Source organism: Nonomuraea sp. NPDC049141 (assembly GCF_040648415.1).
Taxonomy (GTDB): Bacteria; Actinomycetota; Actinomycetes; order Streptosporangiales; family Streptosporangiaceae; genus Nonomuraea.
Map to the genome: position 1 here is coordinate 430,966 of NZ_JBEZDR010000010.1, position 19,505 is coordinate 450,470.

At 69.6% G+C, this 19,505-nt stretch carries 14 protein-coding genes; 4 read left to right on the forward strand and 10 right to left on the reverse strand.

Annotation, left to right across the window (positions count from 1 at the left end; genetic code table 11):
- Positions 1-61 precede the first annotated feature (61 nt).
- Both AB0B91_RS31025 and AB0B91_RS31030 read left to right on the forward strand, forming a co-directional pair.
- Positions 62-2,923: a glycoside hydrolase family 3 C-terminal domain-containing protein gene (locus AB0B91_RS31025; protein WP_358327041.1), complete on the forward strand. Its 2,862-nt coding sequence runs from the start codon at positions 62-64 to the stop codon at positions 2,921-2,923.
- A complete protein-coding gene (locus AB0B91_RS31030; RefSeq protein WP_358327043.1) occupies positions 2,920-4,032 on the forward strand; it encodes a LacI family DNA-binding transcriptional regulator in 1,113 nt (370 codons plus the stop codon). Before AB0B91_RS31025 ends, AB0B91_RS31030 begins: the two co-directional genes overlap by 4 nt.
- 8 nt (positions 4,033-4,040) lie before the next feature.
- On the opposite strand, the gene AB0B91_RS31035 is transcribed toward AB0B91_RS31030, so the two are convergent.
- Together AB0B91_RS31035 and AB0B91_RS31040 are read right to left on the reverse strand one after the other, a co-directional pair.
- Positions 4,041-4,724 carry a TetR/AcrR family transcriptional regulator gene (locus tag AB0B91_RS31035; RefSeq protein ID WP_358327044.1) on the reverse strand — a complete coding sequence of 228 codons (684 nt, stop codon included), beginning with the start codon at positions 4,722-4,724 and terminating at the stop codon, positions 4,041-4,043.
- Between the two features lie 44 nt (positions 4,725-4,768).
- Positions 4,769-5,956 carry a cytochrome P450 gene (locus AB0B91_RS31040; RefSeq protein ID WP_358327046.1) on the reverse strand — a complete coding sequence of 396 codons (1,188 nt, stop codon included), beginning with the start codon at positions 5,954-5,956 and terminating at the stop codon, positions 4,769-4,771.
- A 216-nt stretch (positions 5,957-6,172) separates the two neighbouring features.
- Between AB0B91_RS31040 and AB0B91_RS31045 the strand changes: the two genes are divergently transcribed.
- Positions 6,173-7,558 carry a glycoside hydrolase family 43 protein gene (locus AB0B91_RS31045; RefSeq protein ID WP_358327048.1) on the forward strand — a complete coding sequence of 462 codons (1,386 nt, stop codon included), beginning with the start codon at positions 6,173-6,175 and terminating at the stop codon, positions 7,556-7,558.
- A 100-nt stretch (positions 7,559-7,658) separates the two neighbouring features.
- Here the strand turns inward: AB0B91_RS31045 and AB0B91_RS31050 are convergent, their stop codons facing one another.
- The 7 genes from AB0B91_RS31050 to AB0B91_RS31080 all read right to left on the reverse strand — a co-directional run bounded on the left by AB0B91_RS31050 (position 7,659) and on the right by AB0B91_RS31080 (position 17,656).
- Positions 7,659-8,891: a transposase gene (locus tag AB0B91_RS31050; RefSeq protein ID WP_358327050.1), complete on the reverse strand. Its 1,233-nt coding sequence runs from the start codon at positions 8,889-8,891 to the stop codon at positions 7,659-7,661.
- A gap of 269 nt (positions 8,892-9,160) precedes the next feature.
- Positions 9,161-10,663 carry an Ig domain-containing protein gene (locus tag AB0B91_RS31055; RefSeq protein ID WP_358327052.1) on the reverse strand — a complete coding sequence of 501 codons (1,503 nt, stop codon included), beginning with the start codon at positions 10,661-10,663 and terminating at the stop codon, positions 9,161-9,163.
- Complete coding sequence (locus AB0B91_RS31060; RefSeq protein WP_358327054.1) at positions 10,660-12,570, reverse strand: Ig domain-containing protein; 1,911 nt, start codon at positions 12,568-12,570, stop codon at positions 10,660-10,662. Before AB0B91_RS31060 ends, AB0B91_RS31055 begins: the two co-directional genes overlap by 4 nt.
- Positions 12,571-12,583: 13 nt before the next feature.
- Positions 12,584-13,486, reverse strand: a complete 903-nt coding sequence (locus AB0B91_RS31065; protein ID WP_358327056.1) for a carbohydrate ABC transporter permease — start codon at positions 13,484-13,486, stop codon at positions 12,584-12,586.
- Positions 13,483-14,364, reverse strand: coding sequence for a sugar ABC transporter permease (locus AB0B91_RS31070; RefSeq protein WP_358327058.1), 882 nt, complete (start codon positions 14,362-14,364; stop codon positions 13,483-13,485). The genes AB0B91_RS31065 and AB0B91_RS31070 overlap by 4 nt, the downstream gene beginning before the upstream one ends.
- Positions 14,364-15,728, reverse strand: a complete 1,365-nt coding sequence (locus AB0B91_RS31075) for an extracellular solute-binding protein (protein WP_358327059.1) — start codon at positions 15,726-15,728, stop codon at positions 14,364-14,366. The genes AB0B91_RS31070 and AB0B91_RS31075 overlap by 1 nt, the downstream gene beginning before the upstream one ends.
- A 14-nt stretch (positions 15,729-15,742) precedes the next feature.
- Positions 15,743-17,656 carry a beta-L-arabinofuranosidase domain-containing protein gene (locus AB0B91_RS31080; RefSeq protein ID WP_358327061.1) on the reverse strand — a complete coding sequence of 638 codons (1,914 nt, stop codon included), beginning with the start codon at positions 17,654-17,656 and terminating at the stop codon, positions 15,743-15,745.
- 115 nt (positions 17,657-17,771) lie between these two features.
- On the opposite strand from AB0B91_RS31080, the gene AB0B91_RS31085 reads away from it, so the two are divergent.
- Positions 17,772-18,785 (forward strand): LacI family DNA-binding transcriptional regulator, encoded by a 1,014-nt coding sequence (locus tag AB0B91_RS31085; protein WP_358327063.1) that lies wholly within the window; start codon positions 17,772-17,774, stop codon positions 18,783-18,785.
- Between the two features lie 307 nt (positions 18,786-19,092).
- Here the strand turns inward: AB0B91_RS31085 and AB0B91_RS31090 are convergent, their stop codons facing one another.
- Positions 19,093-19,437 carry an Lsr2 family protein gene (locus tag AB0B91_RS31090; protein ID WP_214643165.1) on the reverse strand — a complete coding sequence of 115 codons (345 nt, stop codon included), beginning with the start codon at positions 19,435-19,437 and terminating at the stop codon, positions 19,093-19,095.
- Positions 19,438-19,505: the final 68 nt, after the last annotated feature.

Below are 19,505 nucleotides of genomic sequence, written 5' to 3' on the forward strand. Positions count from 1 at the left end.
CGACAGAGGCGCGCTCCCGCCCGCTAGTCGAAGCGTTTCGACGCTCTCAGAGGATGGCTCCATGAACGAACCGTTCCGCGACCCGGACCTCCCCCTCGCCGAGCGGATCGCCGATCTGCAGGCCCGGCTGACCGTGACCGAGAAGCTCGGACTGCTCCACCAGTACCAGGCGCCGGTCGAACGGCTCGGCGTGGGCGCCTTCCGCACCGGCACCGAGGCCCTGCACGGCCTGGCCTGGCTGGGTCCGGCGACGGTGTTCCCGCAGGCCGTGGGGCTGGCCTCGACCTGGGACCCGGAGCTGGTGCGCAGGGTGGGGGAGGCCGCGGGCGAGGAGGTCCTGGCCTTCCACCACAAGGACCCGTCGGGCGCCGGGCGCAATGTGTGGGCCCCCGTGGTCAACCTGCTGCGCGATCCCCGCTGGGGCCGCAACGAGGAGGGCTACTCCGAAGATCCGCTGCTGACCGGGGTCATGGCCACGGCCTACGCGCACGGACTGCGTGGGAGCGCTCCCGTGATGCGGACCGCGCCCACCCTCAAGCACTTCCTCGGCTACAACAACGAGACCTACCGCTGCGTCACCTCCAGCAACCTGCCGCCGCGGGTGCTGCACGAGTACGAGCTGCCCGCCTACCGGCCGGCCCTGGAGAGCGGTGCCGCCGTCGCGATCATGCCCTCCTACAACCTGGTCAACGGCCGCCCGGCGCACCTCAGCCCGCTGATCGAGCAGGTGCTGCGGGCCTGGGCGCCGGACGACCTGCTCGTGGTCAGCGACGCCTACGCCCCCGGCAACCTCACCGGGCTGCAGGGCTACTACGACGACCCCGCCGAGGCGTACGCGCATGCCGTACGGGCCGGGCTCGACAGCTTCACCCAGGACGACGACCGCGCCGAGGCCACCCTCGGCCACCTGCGCGCGGCGCTGGAGCGCGGCCTGCTGACCGAGGCCGACATCGACACCGCCGTGCGGCACACGCTGTCGATCCGCTTCCGGCTCGGCGAGTTCGACCCCGCCACGCCGTACGACGACATCACCGAGGCGGTCGTCAACTGCCCCGAACACCAGGCTCTGGCCCGGCGGGCGGCCCGCGGCTCGATCGTGCTCCTGAAGAACGACGGCCTGCTGCCCCTGGGGACCCCGGCCCGGATCGCGGTGATCGGCCAGCTCGGCGACACCCTGATGGAGGACTGGTACAGCGGCACGCTGCCGTACGAGGTGACCGCCCGCGCCGGTCTGGCCGAACGCGGCGAGACGATCTTCTGCGAGGCCGTCGACCGCGTCACACTCACCGCCGACGCGGGCCCGGTGGTGGCCGGCCTCGACGGCGGCCCCCTGGGCATCGGCACGCCGGGCGGCCGGTTCGACCTGTTCGACTGGGGCGGCGGGTCCTTCGCGTTCCGCGCGGTCGCGACCGGCCGCTTCCTGTCCGTGGACGACGACGGCGTGCTGGTCAACGACCAGCCGGGCCCCAACGGCTGGGAGGTGCGCCAGACGTTCCGGCTGGAACAGCGCACCCGCGGCGCCGTCGTCCTGCGCCACATCTCCACGGGCCGCTATATCGGCCTGGCCTCCGACGGGGTCTTCCGGCTGGTGGACGACGCCGACGCCGCCACCTGGCTGACCGTGGACGTCGTCGAGAGCGGCGCCGCGGCGGCCGCCCGGCTGGCGGCCACCGTGGACGTGGCGGTCGTGGTGGTGGGGGACCACCCGCTGGTCAACGGCCGCGAGACCGAGGACCGTGCGGACCTGGCCCTGGCCCCGGCCCAGGACGCGGTCGTCCGGGCGGTACGGGCGGCCAACCCGCGCACGGTCATGGTGATCACCAGTGGCTACCCCGTCACCTGGACGGACCCGGACGTGCCCGCGGTGCTGTGGTCCGCCCACGGCGGCCAGGAGTACGGCCACGCGCTGGCCGACGTGCTGTTCGGCGACGCCGACCCGGAAGGGCGGCTCACCCAGACCTGGTACCGCTCGGCCAGCGAGCTGCCCGACCTGCTCGACTACGACGTCATCGCCACGGACGCCACCTATCTCTATTACCGGGGCACCCCGCTGTACCCGTTCGGCCACGGCCTCAGCTACACGACGTTCGACTACTCCGGCCTGACCGTCGCCGTCGACGGCGAGAGCGTCACCGCCACGGTCACGGTCACGAACACCGGCTCGCGCCCCGGCTCCGAGGTCGTGCAGTTCTACACGCATCAGCGGCGCTCCCGGGTCAAGCAGCCGCTGCGCCGGCTGCGGGGCTTCGAGCGGGCCCGCCTGGCGGCCGGTGAGAGCCGTACCGTCACGCTCACCTTCCCCGTACGGGACCTGGCCTTCTGGGACGTCACCCGCGGCAGGTTCGCCGTCGAGGACGCGCCGCACCAGCTCATGGTCGGCCGCAGCGCGACCGACCTGCGGCTGAGCGCGGCCTTCCACGTCGAGGGCGAGACCATCCCGCCCAGGAGGGGCGCTCTGCCCGCGGCGGACCACGACGCCTACGACGCGGTCGCCTTCGTCGACGCGGCCAAGGTGGCGGGCGACGCCGTGCGGTCCGAGGCCGAGGGGGCGTGGATCCTGTTCCGCGACGTCGAGCTCACCGGGGCCGCCGCGTGCCTGATCGAGGCCGCGAGCACCGAGGGCGGCGTCGTCACGCTCCGGCTGGACGACCTCCTGCACGGCCCCACGCTGGGCGCGATCCCGGTGCCCCCGGCCGGGCGCTACGCGCCGGCGGCCACCTCGGCCGAGCTTGCGGAAGCCTCGGGGGTGCACGATCTTTATGTCGTGTTCGAGAACGTGGGCATCACGCTGGGCCGTCTGGAGCTGACCGGCACCGGACGGGCGGGCCTCAGAACGACCGGCGCCGCACGCGCCGACCGGGGACGAGCAGGCAGGGGGCGCATGGGCAGAGGCCGCGCCGGCACCGGACGGGCGGCTACATGACGGACGGTCACCCGGCGGACGGCCACGTGCCAGGTCACGGGGCGGACGGCCACGTGCCAGGCGGTCACGGGGCGGACGGCTCGGCAGGTGGGCCCGGCGAGGGCGGGCACGCGACCGGCAGGGCGGTCACCATCGTCGAGGTCGCCCGGCACGCGGGCGTCGCGGTGAGCACGGTGTCCTACGTGCTCAGCGGCAAGCGGGCGATCTCGGCGGGCACCCGGCGGCGGGTGCTCGACAGCGTGCGGACCCTCGGCTACCACCCCCACGCCGGCGCCAGGGCGCTGGCCAGCAAGCGGGCCAACGTGATCGCGCTGGTGCTGCCGCTGCGGGCCGGGATGCACGTGCCGGTGCTGATGCGCTTCGCTACCTCGGTGGTCACCGCGGCTCGCCACTTCGACCACGACGTGCTGCTCCTGACCGCCGACGAGGGCCTCGACGGGCTGCGCAGGGCCGCGGCCAGCGCGCTGGTCGACGGCCTGGTGCTGATGGACGTCGAACTCGACGACCCCAGGGTGCCGCTGCTGCGCCGGCTCGCCGAGCCCAGCGTGCTGATCGGCTTCCCCGCCGACTCCGCCGGGGTGACCTGCGTGGACCTCGACTTCGCCGCCGCCGGGGAGCTGTGCGTGGCGCACCTGGCCGAGCGCGGGCACCACGAGGTGGCCCTGCTCGGCGCGCCGTCGGTGGTCTACGAGCGGGGGACCGGGTTCGCCCGCCGCACGCTCGAAGGCTTCACCGCCGCCCTGGCCGAGCACGGGCTCGACGGCACGGCGCTGCCGTGCGAGGAGACCTTCGAGGAGGTGCACGCCACCGTGAGCGGACTGCTGGCGGCCCGGCCCGGCCTGTCGGGGCTGGTCGTGCACAACGAGGCGGCCGTCAACCACGTGCTGAGCTCGCTGCGGCAACTGGGGCGCAAGGTGCCGCAGGACCTCGCGGTGGTGGCGATCTGCCCCGACGACATCGCCGAGCCCGCCCGGCTCACCTCGGTGCTGATCCCGGCCGAGGAGGTCGGCAGGGAGGCGGTCGGGCTGCTGATGGAGAAACTGGCGGGCCGCACGGTGCCGGCCGCGACCCTGCTGGTCCCGCGCCTGACCGTACGGGCGAGCACCTGAGCATCGGCTCAGGCGCGGCGGTGCCGCGTGGCGCCCTTCGCCGGGCAGCGGTCCGTCGTCTCGGGGGAAAACGTCTCGGAGGGAAACGCCTCGGGGGGAAACAGGGAGACGGCGGAGGGGTGGGGGAGCGGCACGTCCGACGGGCGGGTGCCGTCGAGGAGCAGCGCCAGGTAGCGCTGCTGGTCGGCGCCGTCGTCGGCCCCTCGGTGGACGGTCGTCGCCATCACCATCACCACGATCGCGGCCAGGTCGCGGACCTGCAGATCGTCGCGGACCAGCCCGCGCTCCCGCGCGGTGGCCAGCACATCGCCGAGCGGTCCCATGAACCGCTCGGCGATACCGATCGTGAACGCCCCGGCCTCCTTCGCCGCGGACAGGAGCGACCGGTGGCCGGCCAGCGTGCCGACCGTGGCCGCCAGCGCGTCGGCCAGCCCCTGTCTGGGGTCGGCGGCCACGCGGGCGGCCTGGACGACCGGCTCGATCTCCTCGGCGAAGTAGGTCTCGAAGGACGCCCTGATCACGCCGTCGCGGTCGCCGAAGCGCCGGTAGACGGTGGCGATGCCGACCCCGGCGCGGCGGGCGATCTCCTCCAGCGGGACGGCCGTGCCCGACTCGTGCAGGGCCGTGATCGCCGCCCTGACGATCCTGTCGGAGTTACGCAGTGCGTCCGCACGACGTCGCTGCTCTGGCACACGCCGAACGCTAGCAGCATCCACGCGGTCACTCCATGGCAGCGTTACCAGGCCACCTCGAGTGACGCCACGCCGTACACGAGGTGGAAGGAGCGGAAGTCCGCGACGGGCGTGACGGCACGCAGCGTGGGGAAGCGCTGGAACAGGGCGGGGAAGGCGATCCGCATCTCCATCCGGGCCAGCGGCGCGCCCAGGCAGTGATGCACGCCGTGGCCGAAGGCGAGGTGGCCGGGCGCGCCGCGGGTGATGTCCAGCCCCTCGGCCTCCTCCATGAAGGCCGGGTCGCGGTTGGCGAGGGGCAGCGAGCAGACCACCACCTCGCCGGGCTTGATCGTCTGACCGGCTATCTCGGTCTCCGTGGTGCACACCCGGGCGAGGCTGGCGTGCAGGATGCTGAGCCAGCGCATCAGCTCCTCCACGGCGGCGTCGATCCGCTCGGGCTCCTTCAGGAGCAGGTCGAGCTGGTCCGGCTGCCGGAGCAGGGCCAGCGTGCCCAGGCCGAGCATGTTGGAGGTGGTCTCGTGCCCGGCGATCAGGAGGAGGTTGCCGATGCCGATCAGCTCGTTCGTCGTCAGGTCGTCGCCGTGCTCGCGCACCAGCATGCCCAGCAGTTCCTCGCCGGGGTCGGCCTGGATGCGGGTGACCAGCTCGGTCATGTACGCGCGCGACTCCAGCTGCAGCTTGAAACGCTCCTCCATGGGCAGCGACACGTCGAGCAGCCGGCCGGTCCTGCGCTGGAAGTCCGCGCGGTCCTCGTACGGCACGCCCAGCAGCTCGCAGATCACCAGCGACGGGATCGGCAGCGCGAACGACTGCACCAGGTCGACGGGCGAGCCGGCCTGTTCCATGGCGTCGAGGTGCTGCTCGACGATGTCCTTGATCCGCGGTTCCAGCCGCCGCATCCGCCGGATGGTGAACTCCGGCGTCAGGAACCGGCGCAGCCGGGTGTGCTCGGGCGGGTCGAAGGCGAGCAGGTTGCCGGCGCGGAGCGCGGCGATCTCCTCCTCCGACGCGCCGGGCGGCTGGAAGAAGGTCTGACGGGCGCTGCTGAACCGCTCGGCGTCGCCCAGTACCGCACGCGAGTCGGCGTAGCGGGTCACCATCCAGGCTTCGATGCCGAAGGAGGTGGTGACGCGGGTGATCCCTTCCTTCTCCCGCACCTCCGCCAGCTCGGGAACGGGATCGAACTGCGCTCGCCGCATGTACAGAGGCAGCGTCGAGATGTCGCTCATACAACCCCCAGGAATGACCAGTCGTCATGAAGTGCCCTGACAAGAAACGATAGCAACCTATCGCTTAGCCGCAAGAGCATCGAGCGCAAACATTAGGCCTTGACGATCTTTGTGGTATCGCTAACACTCAACACGCCCCGACACCGCCGCATATCCGGCAGTCAAAATGTTAGCGCTAACCAAGCTACCGCTAGCTCTAATAGGGAGTTCGTTGCCATGTTACGCCTGAGAGCCGTGACCCTCGCCGCGGCCGCCGCCGGGCTGGTCCTCATCACCGCAGCTCCGGCGCCCGCCGCCGCGCCGATCACCACCTCGATCTACACCGCCGACCCGGCCGCCCTGGTGGTCGGCGACACGATGTACCTCTACACGGGCCACGACGAGGCCCCCGCCGGTGGCACGAACTTCGTCATGCGCGACTGGCACGTGTTCACCTCCGGCGACGCGACGGCCTGGACGGACCAGGGCGCGAAGCTGAAACTTTCAGATTTCCCGTGGGCGGGCGCCGACGCGTGGGCGGGCGAGGTCGAGCCGCGCAACGGCAAGTACTACTGGTACGCCCCCGTCAACGGAAACGGCGCCGGCTGGATGGACATCGGCGTGGCGGTCGGCGACAGCCCGCTCGGCCCCTTCCACGACGCCAAGGGCGGCCCGCTGATCAGCGACAGCACCCCGAACTCCTCCCCGCTCAACATCGACCCGACCGTCTTCACCGACGACGACGGCCAGGCCTACATCTACTGGGGCTCCTACTACGGCCTGCGCGCCGCCAAGCTCAAGCCCGACATGATCAACCTCGACGGAGGGGTGGTCACCCCGAGCGGCGTGTCGAACTTCTGGGAGGCCCCCTGGATGTTCAAGCGCAACGGCACCTACTATCTCGCCTACTCCGCCAACGACTCGGCCTGCTCCGCGCCCGGCTACGCATGCATCCGCTACGCCACCGCGAGCAACCCGCTGGGGCCGTGGACCCACCGGGGCGTGGTGCTCGACCAGGTCACCTCGACCACCAACCACCCGGCGATCATCGAGTTCAAGGGCCAGTGGTACATGGTCTACCACAACGCCAACAGCCCCGGCGGTGGCAACTTCCGCCGTTCCGTCACCCTGGACAAGCTCTACTGGAACGCCGACGGCACCATGCAGAAGGTCGTGCAGACGACCGGTCCCACCAGCTCGAACCTGGCGCTGAGCGCGACGGCGTCCACCTCGTACGTCTCGCCGTGGGAGACCCTCGGCGCGATCAAGGACGGCTTCACCCCGGCGAACTCGGCCGACCACAGCCACGGCGCCTACGGCAACTGGAACCACCAGGGCACCGAGTGGCTGGAATACCAATGGCCGTCCGCGCAGACCGTCGGCCGGGTCGGGGTCTACTGGTTCGACGACGACCAGGGCATCGACCTGCCGACCTCCTGCAAGGTCCAGTACTGGAACGGCAGCGCGTACGTGGACGTGCCGGGACAGTCGGCCTGCGGGGTGGCGGCCAACACCTTCAACACCACGACGTTCCCGGCGGTCTCGACGACCAGGCTCCGGCTCAGCATCACGTCGAGGAGCGGCTTCTCGACCGGCGTCCTGGAGTGGACCGCTCAGGCATGACCCCCTCACCAGAGGTGCGATGAAACTGCTTCTTCCCACGCAGGGTTCGGTCTGGATGACTTCTACGACTGGACTCCCATGGGGGTGTGCTGCTTCCTGGTCAACTACCACCGGTTGAAGCCGGTGGTTTGCTCTCGCGGTCCCGTCTGGGTGAGGGGAGGCCGGTTGCGTGTGGCTGGTTGACAGCAGCCCAGCCCGCTACGCCGCGTGTGGCGATGTTGCGGGCCGCGATGTGGTCGGCGTGCCCAGCGAGGCCGCACCGGGTGCAGACGAACCGGCCCCGCGCCGGCCGATTCGCCCTGGCCACGTTCCCGCACTCCGGACACCCCTGCGAGGTGTAGGCGGGGTCGACCAGGACGAAGGCGACTCCGGCTCGTGCGGCTTTGTAGCGGGTGAAGGTGATCTGCTGGGCGAAGGACCAGGTGTGCAGGGTGCGCCGCTGGAGCCGGTGAGCCCTTGCCCGCCCGCGGATGCCTTGGAGGTCTTCCAGGGCGACACCGCGGCCGGTGCGTTCGGCTTCACGCACCACAAACGTGCTGATCTGATGGTTGAGGTCGGTCATCATCCGATGCTCACGCCCGGCAAGGCGGCGCAGTACCCGCCGCGCCGCCGACGTTCCCTTCTTCTGCAACCGTCGGCGTTGCCGGTGCCGTCGCTCCCGCAGGGTGCGGACGTGGCCGTTACCACCAATCGGCCCCGGCAGCGCGGGGCCGGGCAGCACCGCGCCGTCGCAGGTGACCGCCAGGTTCGCCACCCCTTGATCCACCCCGACGAAGCCGTTTGCGGGCTCACGCACCGCCGGTGCGGGCAGGGTAAGGGCGACCTGCAGCAGCCACACGCCGCGCCGGCAGATCAGGTCGGCCTCTCCCACCGGCAGCGTATCCACGGCCTTGAGATCTTCTGGTCGGCCGGTGTAGGGGACGGTGACGCGGCCGGTGGGAGTCCACAGCGATACCGTGCGGGCGTCACGGTTCCAGCTGAGCAGCCGGGCGTCGTAGGGGACGGCGCCGTGCGGCCGGAAGATGTGGGCGCGTTTCTTGGTGGCGCGCCGGTTGGTGTACGCGCCGGCGACCCGGGCGATCGCCCGCACCGCCGCTTGCGCGCCGAGCCCGGCCACCTGCGCCCGCACCTCGTAGTAGGCCAGCCGGTGCAACTCCACCACGGCGAAGGTGCGGTGCTGCCAGGCCAGCCGGGACACGACAGTGGCCGCCTGATTGCACAGCAGCAGCACCGCCGCAGCCAGCGCCTCGGCCTGAGCCAGGGTGGGTGTGAGCCGCAGTTGCACGACGGTGGGCAGGCCGTGGCGTTTGGTGGCGGAGCGGCGGATCGCCATTGCGCACCTCCTGTCACATTGCTCTCACCCACCGCACACATTACCGAATGTGACCGAGTCTTTCCATACTGTTTTCGAAAGGAGGCGTGACGCTTCCTCCCGGCCCTGAAAGGCCGAGTCTCCGCGCCACAATTCAGATGAAAGCGGCAGCGCCACTTCGATCACCGAGTTCGACGCGTGGATGCTCCGCGACTGGTGGCGGCACCTGAAGAGCCGCTACGGGCTGTAGGACCAAGGAGGGGCGGCGGCCACTGGGGCCACCGCGCTTCTCAGGCGCTGACGCTGAGCGAGTACTCGCGGGTGACCGGCGTGCTCAGCTTGTCGTAGTCCCTGAGCTGGACGGTGAAGGCCGACGTTCCCGCCTTGACGGGCTTGCCGGTGATCGCGCCGGTGAACCGGTCGAGCGTCAGCCCCTCGGGCAGCGCGCCGCCGGTGACCTGCCAGTCGTAGAACGGCACGCCGCCCTTGGCCTGGAGCCGCTGGTCGTAGGCCGCGCCCGCCTTGCCCGCCTTGACCGAGGCGGTCTCGATCGAGGGCGCCAGGAACGGGGTCAGCTTCCTGTTCAGCTTCCAGCCGGCGTTCTCCGCGATCAGCAGCGTCAGCTTGGTCAGCTCCCACTGCCTGGTCGGGAAGACGTGCCGCCAGCCGCCGCTCTGGCCGCTCAGCCGGTCCCAGTACGGCTCGTCACCGGGCACGTGATAGCTGGTGTCGAGCGGGACGGGGTAGCCCTGGTAGTCGATGACCTCCTGGTCGTCCCTGCCCTTGCTCTCGACGTACTTCGCCATCCCCTCCCAGTCGCTGTGGAAGGCGACCGCGTGGCCGTACTCGTGCATGACCAGGCCGTGCACGTCGATGACCTGGCCGAGGTCGGTCTTGTACCAGTCCTCGTCGGCCAGCGAGCTGACCAGCTTCATGAGCTGCTCGTCGTACTCCAGGATCATGCTGGTCGAGCGGTGGTAGGGGGTGGGCTTGCCGTTCTGGGTGTGGAACTTGCCGTTGATCGTCGGGTAGCCGGTCGAGTACGGCGTCTGGATGCCACGGAAGAAGACGTACATGCCCTTGTACGGCTTGGCGTTGGTGGCCTCGACCTCGTTCTGCCAGTCGTCGCCCGGCAGCTTGTTGACCTCGTCACCGGCGGGCACCGTGTCGAACGGCTTGAGGTCGAAGAAGGCGAACCAGTTCCGGACCGCCGTCTCCGCGGCCGTGCGCACGCCCGGGTCGGAGAAGTAGCGGGTGATCGTGTCGTAGCGGTAGTCGAAGTCGATGGGGATCGTCGGCTCGAGCTTCTTCTTCTCGTCCTGCTGGACCATGATCGGCATGCTCTGGGTGATCGTGGCGCCGGTCGCGTCGGTCGTCCGCATCACCCACTTGTGGCGTTCGTCCTGGCCGGGGCCCTGCTTGGAGTGGATGGCCAGCCGGACGACCTCGCGGTCGGCCGGGCCCGTGAGGGTGAAGGTCTTGGTCGCGCCGGTCGCCGTCAGCTCGCTCGGCATGTTGAGCATCAGCCTGGAGGTGCCTTCGGCCTTCAGGTCCACGGTCAGCGGGTAGGCGATGCCGGGCGTCTTGGGCGCCCTGACCGTCAGCTCGACGTACGGATTGGCCAGGTAGCCCTGCCAGTCCACGAGCTTGACGCCGTAGTCCTTGACGTTGCGGTAGAAGATGTCGAACACGTCCAGCGCGGGGGCGGCCTGGCGGGCCGCCAGGCCGGGGGAGGGCACGGAAAGCGCGCCCGCCAGCCCGGCCAGGACGGTGGTGATGATGATCTTCCTCAAGCGAAAGCCTTCACTTCCAGGAGTCCGACGGACGCTTGTCCGCTCTGCAGGGCCACGCGCAGCCGCGTGGTGGAGACCGGTCCGAAGTTCACGTGGTTGTAGGCGTTGAGCGCCGTGGGGTACGTGCCGGGGATGTCCACGTACGCGGTGCCGTTCCAGTACTGGAGCTTCCAGGAGGCGGGCAGGCGCACGCCGTCGTTGTCGTCGAAGAAGTACACGTCCGCCGAGCGGATCGTCTGCGCGGCCGGCCAGGTCAGCTCGGCCCACTGCGCGCCGGTGTTGGGCCAGGTGCCCCAGCGGCGGTTGACGGTGTCGTTCGAGCTGGGCGGGTCGATGCCGTCGTTGATCGCCGCGACACTCTCCCACGGCGAGGTGTACGACGCGGACGGCGTCGCGGTCCTGGCCAGGTTCGTCGGGGTGGTGGTGCCGCCGACCTGGAGCTGGAACGACCTGGTCACCGGCGTGCTCCGGCTGTCGTAGTCACGCAACTGCACGGTGAACGTCGAGGTCCCGGCCGTGGTCGGCGTGCCGCTGATCGTGCCGGTGAACCGGTCGAGGCTGAGCCCGGCGGGCAGCGAGCCGCTGGTCACCTGCCAGTCGTAGAAGGGCACGCCGCCCTTGGCCGACAGCGTCTGCTGGTAGGCGGTGCCCGGCGTGGCCTGGGGCAGCGAGGTGGTGACGATGGACGGCGCCAGGAACGGGGTGAGGTTGCGGTTGAGCTTCCAGCCCGCGTTCTCGGCCACCAGCAGGGCGAGCTTGGTCAGCATCCACCTGCGGGTCGGGAACAGGTGCGTCCAGCCGCCGCTCTGCCCGCTGAGCCGGTCCCAGTTGGGCTGGTCGCCGGGGATGTGGTAGCTGCTGTCCAGCGGCACGGCGCGGCCCTGATAGGCGACGACGTCGGGGTCGTTGCCGCCGCCGGCCACGTAGGAGCGCATCCCGGCCCAGTCGCTGTGGTAGGCGACCGCGTGGCCGTACTCGTGCATGACCAGGCCGTGCACGTCGAGCACCGAGCCGGCGATGTCCGTCTTGTACCAGTCCTCGTCGGCCAGGGAGGTGAAGAGCTGCTTGTTCGCCTCGTCGTACTCGAAGATCATCGCGGTGGACCGGTGCATCGGGCCCGCGACCTGCTGGCCGTTCCGGGTGGAGTACTTGCCGTTCGCGGCGGGGTAGCCGGTCGAGTAGGGCGACTGGATGCCCCTGAAGAAGACGTACATGCCGTTGTAGGCCGCGTTGTTGGTGACCGTGATCTCGTTCTGCCAGTCGTTGCCCGGCAGGTGGTTGTTCTCCGTCCCGGCCGCCACCGTGTCGAAGGGTGCCACGTCGAAGAACCTGAACCAGTCCTTGACGGCCTCCTCGGCGGTGGTCCTGAAGGCCGGGGCGTTGAAGTAGCCGGTGATCGTGTCATAGCGGTAGTCGAAGGTGATGGGGATCGTCGGCTGCAGGGCGGTCTTCTCGTCCTGCTGGACCCTGATCGGCATCGACTGCTGGAGGGTCGCGCCGCTCCCGTCCCTGATCGCCAGCCGCAGCGTGTGCAGCTCGTCCTGGCCCGCGCCGCGCTTGGAGGCGATCTCCAGCTTGAACGTCTTCTGCTCCGACGCGTTCGCGAACGTCAGCGTCTTGGTGGCGCCCGTCGCGGTCAGCTGGCTGGGCAGGTCCATCATCAGCCGGGAGGTGCCCTCGGCCTTGAGGTCGATCGTGACGGGGAACTGGGCGTCCTGCGGGGGTTTGACGGTCAGCTGGATGTACGGGTTGGCCAGGTAGCCCTCCCAGTCGACGAGCTTGACGCCGTAGGTGTTGACGGTCCTGCCGAACATGTCGACGACCTGGGCCGCCGACAGGGCGTGCGCGGGCTGCACTCCGACGAACAAGGAGCTCAGCAACAGGAGCGCGACGGTTAATCGCTTCATGGTGTGCCACCTCTCAGTTCTTGATGCCGGTGAGTGTGACTCCCTCGATGAAGTAGCGCTGGAGGAAGAAGAACAGCGCCACGATCGGCACGATGACGGCCGCCGAGGCCGCCATCAGGTAGCCCCACTGCGTGATGAAGACGCTCTGGAACGAGGCCAGCCCGAGCGAGAGCGTGTACTTCTCCTCGTCCTGCAGGTAGAGCAGCGGGCCGAGGAAGTCGTTCCACGTGCCGATGAAGGTGAAGATGGTGACCACGATGATCGCCGGCTTGGACAGCGGCATGACGATCGTCCAGTACACCCGCCACGGCGACGCCCCGTCGATGTAGGCGGCCTCGTCGAGCTCGAAGGGGATCGTCAGGAAGAACTGCCGCAGCAGGAACACGTTGAACACGCCCCCGCCCGCCCCGGCGAACCAGGCCGGCACCGTGAGCGGGACGAACGTGTCCAGCGCGCCCAGCTCCTGCCACATGACGAACGTCGGGATGATCGTCACCGCGTACGGCAGCATGACGCCGCTCAGCAGCAGCGCGAACACGACGTTGCGCCCCCGCCAGCGCAGCCGCGAGAAGCTGAAGGCCGCCACCGAGCAGGTGAACACGGTGCCGAGTACGCAGATCACCGCGATGATCACCGTGTTGACCAGGTAGAGGCCGAACGGCTGGGCGGTGAGCGCCTCGCTGAAGTTCGACCACTGGAACGGGCGCGGGATCCACTCGGGCGGGGCGACGAACATCTGACTGTCGGCCATCAGCGCGCTGCGCACCAGCCAGACGAACGGCAGCAGCGTCGGGATCGAGCCCGCCACCAGCGCCACGTACAGCAGCGCCCTGCCGTACTTGCGTGGCCGCCGCAGGCCCTGGGTCGGCGCCACGCCCTTCGCGCGGGTCCTCTCCCGCGCCGCCAGCGTGGTCATCGGGCACCTGCCATCTCGTAGTAGACCCAGCGGCGGGCGTTGCGGAACATCAGGAACGTCACCACCATGATGATCATGAAGAGCACCCAGGCGAGCGCGCTGGCGTAGCCCATCTCGCTCTCGGTGAAGGCCTTGCGGAAGAGGTAGTAGACGTAGAAGAGCGTGGCGTGGTTGGGGCCGCCCTCGGTCATCACGTACGCCTGGTTGAACACCTGGAACGTGCCGACCACGCCCACCACCAGGTTGTAGAAGATGGTCGGCGTCATCATCGGCAGCGTCACGTGCCAGAAGCGGCGCAGCGGGCCGCCCCCGTCGATCGAGACCGCCTCGTACAGGTGGCGCGGCACGCCCTGCAGCCCGGCCAGGAAGATCACCATGGTGTTGCCGAAGCCCCACGTGCTCATGATGATCAGCGACGGGATGGCCATCTGCTCGCTGTAGACCCACTGGGAGGTCGGCAGCCCGGCCTGGCGCAGCAGCGAGTTGAGGAGCCCGAAGTCCGGGTTGAAGATCCAGATCCAGAGCACCACGTTGGCGATCGCCGGGACCAGCGTCGGCAGGTAGAAGATCGTCCGCCAGAGTGACAGACCGCGGGCCTTCTGGTTGAGCAGCATGGCGACCGCGAAGCTGACGATCAGCGTGAGCGGCACCGCGCCGAGCGTGTAGTACGTCGTGGCGCTCAGCGACTTCCAGAACAGTTCGTCGTTCACCATCGCGGTGTAGTTGTCCAGGCCGACGAACGACGGGCTGCCGCCGATCTGCCAGTCGGTCAGGCTGAAGAAGAACGAGGCGACCATCGGGCCGATGGTGAAGATGGCGAACCCGAGGATGGCCGGCAACGCCATGAGGATGCCCCATCGCGTCTCGAACCTGCGCATCAGAGCGCCTGCGTGTGCTGCCAGCCCTGCAGCATCCCGGTGATCTTCGGCGCGGTGGCCTTGAGGATCTCGGCCGCCGGGCGCTTGCCGGACTCGATCTCCTGCAAGGCGGGGGTGAGCACGTCGGTGCTGATCACGGACATGTTCTTGATCCGGTTGCCGAAAGTCGGCACCCCGTGGTCGCGCGCGAAGTCGACGACCGCGGTCCTGAACTCCGGCGGATGCAGGTCGTTCTTGGTCCAGGAGTCGACGGACGCCTGGTCCTCGTAGTACTTCTTCTCCTGCGGCATCCACAGGCCCTGCTTGTAGAGGTCGACGTAGCGCGGGTCGTTGTGGAAGGCGAACAGCTCCACCGCCTCCTCCACGTGCTTGGTCCCGGCGAACACCGCCGACGCGCCCGCCACCTGGGTCGCCGTGAACGGCTCTCCGTACTTGGGCAGCACGCCGATGCCGTAGTCGGCCTTGCTCTCGTTCATGTCGAGCAGTGACCAGTGGCCGTCGACCACCATGGCCACGCGCTTGGTCTTCAGCAGGATGTTCGTGCCGGGCACGTCGTCGCCGGTGGCCGCGAGCTGGCCGGGGCCGGGCATGACCCGGTGCTTGTAGATGAGGTCCTGCAGGTTCTGGAACACCTTGATCGCCTCGGGCGAGTCGAGCAGGCACCGCTTGCCGCTCTCGTCGGCGAAGTCGCCGCCGTTGCTGCGCAGGAAGCCGTACCAGGCCGCGCCGTAAGTGATGCTGCTGGAGATGCCGAACTGCTTGATCTGCTTGGGGTCGAAGCCCGACTCGTCGGGATGCTTGCCGTTCTGGTCGATGGTCAGCTTGTAGGCGTTCTGGACAAGCTGGTCCCAGGTCCAGGCAGAGGCCGCGTCGGCCGGCGGGGGAGCGATGCCGGCATCCGCGATGGCCTGCTTGCCGTACCAGAGCAGCTCGACCTCGTTGGCCGTGGCCAGGCCGTGCAGCTTGTCCTGGCCGTACCAGAGGTAGGCGTCCGGCAGATAGCCGGCCAGCTGCGGATACTTCTTCAAATAGGGGAACAGGTTGACCAGCTTGCCCTGCTCGGCCAGGCGGAACGACATGGCCATCGGCACGTAGCCGACGTCCGGCACCCGGCCGCTGGCCACCAGGGTGTTGAGCTTGACGTCGTACTCGTCGGGGGTGAACAGCGCCTTGACCTTGATGCCCGGCTTCTTCTGCTCGAACTGCCTGAGCATCTTCTCCACGGCCTTCTGCTCGAAGGTGGAGCCCCAGTACATGAACTGCAGCTGCGTCGCGGCGCTCGATCCGCCGCCGCTCCCGCACGCGGACGCCGCCGCGCCGAGGGCCGCGAGACCGCCGATCTTGAAGAGGTCACGTCTATTCATGGGGGGTGCTTCCTTTACGCGAGGGGGATCCAGACCCGCATTCCGCGGCCGTCGCGGTTGTCCCACTGGTAGTAGGGGATCGCCGTGGCGGTCACGGGGGAGCCGGTCGCGAGTTCCGAGGGGGGTGCGGTGGTGTACGGCAGGCCGCCCACCGGCTGGGAGACGGCCAGGGCGTCGGTCTCGATCAGCACGGTGCGCCCGATGCCGTCGAGGTCGTCCTTGTCCAGGACGCGGAGCTCGGCCCCCGCGGCCAGCGCCAGGTCCGGGAGGTGCACGCCTTCGGGCTGGTCGGCCTGCTCGAAGGCGTAGACGAGCGGCCCCCGCTCGACGGCGACGCATCCCCTGACGGCGTCGACATTGCGGTGCGGGTGGACCAGCCGGGGCGCCATGTCCAGCTCCAGCTCGACGGTGTCGCCCGCCCGCCACTCGCGGGTCAGCACGACATAGCCGCGCTCGTCCGGTACGGCGGGCGCCGACTCGCCGTCGATCGTCACCGTGGTGGCGGCGCTCCACGAGGGCACCCGCAGCGCCAGCGACCACGGGGTCCCGGGCGCGCGCTCCACGGTGAACGTGATGCGGCCGTGCCAGGGGTAGTCGGTGGCGACGGCCAGCGTGAGGTCGCCGTCGGAGATGGTGCCCGGCACGTACTGGTGGACGAGCAGGGTGTTCCCGGCGGAGGTCGCGACGTACCCGCCGAGGGAGGAGACGAGCCGCATGATGTTCGGCGGGCAGCAGGCGCAGGCGAACCACTCGCGCCGGCGACCGGCGTAGGCTCCCTCGACGTGGTCGTCCCGGCGCTGAAGCGGGTTGACGTAGAAGAAGCGGATGCCGTCGGCCGAGGTCGAGGCGGCGAAGGCGTTGTAGAGCGTGCGCTCGATCAGGTCGGCGTAGCGGCCGTGGCCGGTGGCCAGGAGCAGCCGCCAGTTCCAGTGGATGCTGGCGATGGCCGCGCAGCTCTCGTTGTAGGCGCGGTCCGGCGGCAGCTCCCAGCGGTCGCCGAACGCCTCGTCGGAGTGGCGGCTGCCCATGCCCCCGGTCAGGTGGGTCTTGGTGGCGACCAGGTCCTCCCAGCGCCGCACCGAGCACTCCAGCAGCGACTCGTCGCCGGTCTCCAGGTAGACGTCGACAATGCCCGCCTCCAGGTACAGCTGGCGCACCGCGTGCCCGACCGCCGTGTCCGCCTCCCTGACCGGCAGGTGGTCCTGGGCGTACAGGATGCCGAGCCCGCTGTCGCGGATGTGCCCCCTGCCCCTGCCCTCGATCAGCTTGGCGGCCAGGTCCAGGTAGGAGCGCTCGCCGGTGACCCGGTAGAGCTCCACCAGCGCGGTCTCGACCTCGGCGTGTCCGTCGATGCCGTCGTTTCCGCCGCGCAGGAAGACGTCCGCCAGCTGGTCGGCGAACTTCCGGGCGACGTCGAGCAGCTCCGTGCCGGTGCCCGCGCGGGTGGCGGCGACCGCGGCCTGGAACAGGTGGCCCGCGCAGTACATCTCGTGGCTGTACTCGAGCTCGGCGTAGATCTTGTCCGGCTTGACGATCTGGTAGTGGGAGTTGAGGTAGCCGTCGGGCCGCTGAGCCCGCTTGAGCACCTCGGACGCCTGCTCGACGAAGTCGGTGTACTCCGCCGACGGTCTCCTGGCGTGCTCCCAGGCGATGGCCTCCAGCTGCTTGTACAGGTCCGAGTCCTGGAAGCGGTATCCCCGGAACTCACCCCCTTCCTCGCCGCCCGCTCCGGCTCCGGCCAGGCGCAGGTTCGGCAGGCTGCCCGCCTGCTCCATCTGCTCCAGCCCGAGCGGGATGCTGGCCGCGCGGTTGACGCTCTGCCAGCGTCCGAACGGCCCACCGGTGATCACCACGTCATGGATGCCCAGCGGCCGCTGCACGGCCTTCGATTCTGCGGTCGGTACGGCGGGGCCGCAGGCCTGGTCCATCGAACTCCTTGCACAGGGAATAGGCTTTCCTCCGCGAACAGTAAGGTGTTACACATCACTGGTCAAGCCTCCATGGAGTTGTATCCTGACCAGGACGTAAGAGAAGGGAAACCGTTTGTCTGAGTTTTCCCGGCGAGCCGTGACCATCCGCGAGGTCGCCGCGGCCGCCGGAGTGTCGATCGGCACGGCGTCCAAGGCGCTCAACGGCCAAGGCCGGCTGCGCGAGGAGACCAGGGCGCGGGTGATGGCCGCCGCCGAACGCCTGGAGTTCCGGCCGAACAAGCTCGCCCAAGGGTTGTTGCACGGCCGCACGTTCACCGTCGGGCTGGTGACGTGCGACAGTTTCGGCCGGTTCAGCATCCCCGTCATGCTCGGCGCCGAGGACGCGCTGGGCGCCGGCCAGATCTCGGTGTTCATGTGCGACACCCGAGACGACCCGATCAGGGAGCGGCACTACGTCGAGCGCCTGCTGGCCAGGCGGGTCGAGGGCATCATCGTCACGGGCCGCCGCACCGAGCCCCGGCCGAGCATCGGCACCGGCCTGCCGGTCCCGGTCGTCTACGCCATGACCCAGTCGACGGAGCCCGCCGACTTCTCGGTGATCCCCGATGATCTGGGCGGGAGCATGCTCGCCGTACGGCACCTGCTGGCCACCGGGCGGCGGCGGATCGGCCACATCACCGGGCCGCAGCGGTTCCTGGCCGCGCGGACCCGGGCCGCGGGGTTCGCCGACGCGCTGGCAGAGGCGGGGGCGACGGCCGCGGGCGACCCGCTGTTCGGGGAGTGGTCGGAGGAGTGGGGACGCCAGGGAGCCGACATCCTGCTCCGCACTCAGCCGGACGTCGACGCGGTGTTCTGCGGCAGCGACCAGATCGCCAGGGGGGTCGCCGAGACGCTCCGGGATCGTGGCCGGCGCATTCCCGATGACGTGGCGCTGGTGGGTTTCGACAACTGGGCGCCGATGGCGCTCGGCTCCCGGCCGCCGCTCACCACGGTCGACCTGAACCTCGGAGAGATCGGCCGCGCCGCCGCCACGCACCTGCTGGACGTGATCGGCGGTGTGCCGCACCAGGGCGGAGTACGGCGCATGCCGTGCAGCCTGGTGCTGCGGGAGTCGACCCGCGTCTGAGTCAGTCGTCGTCGTCTCGCGGGCCCCGCGTTTCGAAGCTGACGTTTCGGAGCTGATCTGGGCGTGTCTGGGCACCGTCGGACAACGGCTGCGCCACCGGTCCCCTCGCCTGGACCGGCGGGCCGTTCGGGCCTCGAAGGCAGCCGGCCGATTCTGATCGTCATCCTCCCGATACGGCTCCGGCGGCGAAGCCGCGGAACCTGCCGCGAACCCGCCATCGCGGCGGCCAAAGGCCGGTGGGCGGGCCGCATTTCGAATTCAGGAGGTGACGGTCATTATCGCCGTCATGATTGCCGGAGCGGCAATCTCAGTGGGCTGCCTCGTACTGCTCCACGATGGTCGCGGCGATACGGCCGCGCTCGCTCACAGGTAGTCCCGCCTGCTTCGCCCACTGGCGAATTTCGGTGGACTTGTCGCGGCTCACCGAGCGCGCCGAGCCCACTCCGCGGCGGACCTTGCCGCCGCGCTCCTTGCGGACCTGACGGGCCTTGACCAGGAACGGGGCAAGCGCTTTGCGCAACTTCTCCTCGTTCTTATCCGACAGGTCGATCTCGTAGGCAAAGCCGTCGAGCCCGAACCTGATTGTGTTCTCGGACGACAAGGCGCTTCCGTCGAGGTCGTCAAGGAAGATCTCTTGAATTTGCTTGGCCATGCTGGTGCTCCGAATTCAGAGGCGAGAAGACAATCAGTACTGTAGCGTATGGCGTCGTTGTTCGGCGC

Excerpts from the sequence above, each read along its gene's own strand:
- AB0B91_RS31025 (WP_358327041.1), top strand. The coding sequence starts at position 62 with ATGAACGAACCGTTCCGCGACCCGGACCTCCCCCTCGCCGAGCGGATC.
- AB0B91_RS31030 (WP_358327043.1), top strand. The coding sequence starts at position 2,920 with ATGACGGACGGTCACCCGGCGGACGGCCACGTGCCAGGTCACGGGGCG.
- AB0B91_RS31040 (WP_358327046.1), bottom strand. The coding sequence starts at position 5,956 with ATGAGCGACATCTCGACGCTGCCTCTGTACATGCGGCGAGCGCAGTTC.
- AB0B91_RS31045 (WP_358327048.1), top strand. The coding sequence starts at position 6,173 with ATGTTACGCCTGAGAGCCGTGACCCTCGCCGCGGCCGCCGCCGGGCTG.
- AB0B91_RS31050 (WP_358327050.1), bottom strand. The coding sequence starts at position 8,891 with ATGGCGATCCGCCGCTCCGCCACCAAACGCCACGGCCTGCCCACCGTC.
- AB0B91_RS31060 (WP_358327054.1), bottom strand. The coding sequence starts at position 12,570 with ATGAAGCGATTAACCGTCGCGCTCCTGTTGCTGAGCTCCTTGTTCGTC.
- AB0B91_RS31065 (WP_358327056.1), bottom strand. The coding sequence starts at position 13,486 with ATGACCACGCTGGCGGCGCGGGAGAGGACCCGCGCGAAGGGCGTGGCG.
- AB0B91_RS31070 (WP_358327058.1), bottom strand. The coding sequence starts at position 14,364 with ATGCGCAGGTTCGAGACGCGATGGGGCATCCTCATGGCGTTGCCGGCC.
- AB0B91_RS31075 (WP_358327059.1), bottom strand. The coding sequence starts at position 15,728 with ATGAATAGACGTGACCTCTTCAAGATCGGCGGTCTCGCGGCCCTCGGC.
- AB0B91_RS31080 (WP_358327061.1), bottom strand. The coding sequence starts at position 17,656 with ATGGACCAGGCCTGCGGCCCCGCCGTACCGACCGCAGAATCGAAGGCC.
- AB0B91_RS31090 (WP_214643165.1), bottom strand. The coding sequence starts at position 19,437 with ATGGCCAAGCAAATTCAAGAGATCTTCCTTGACGACCTCGACGGAAGC.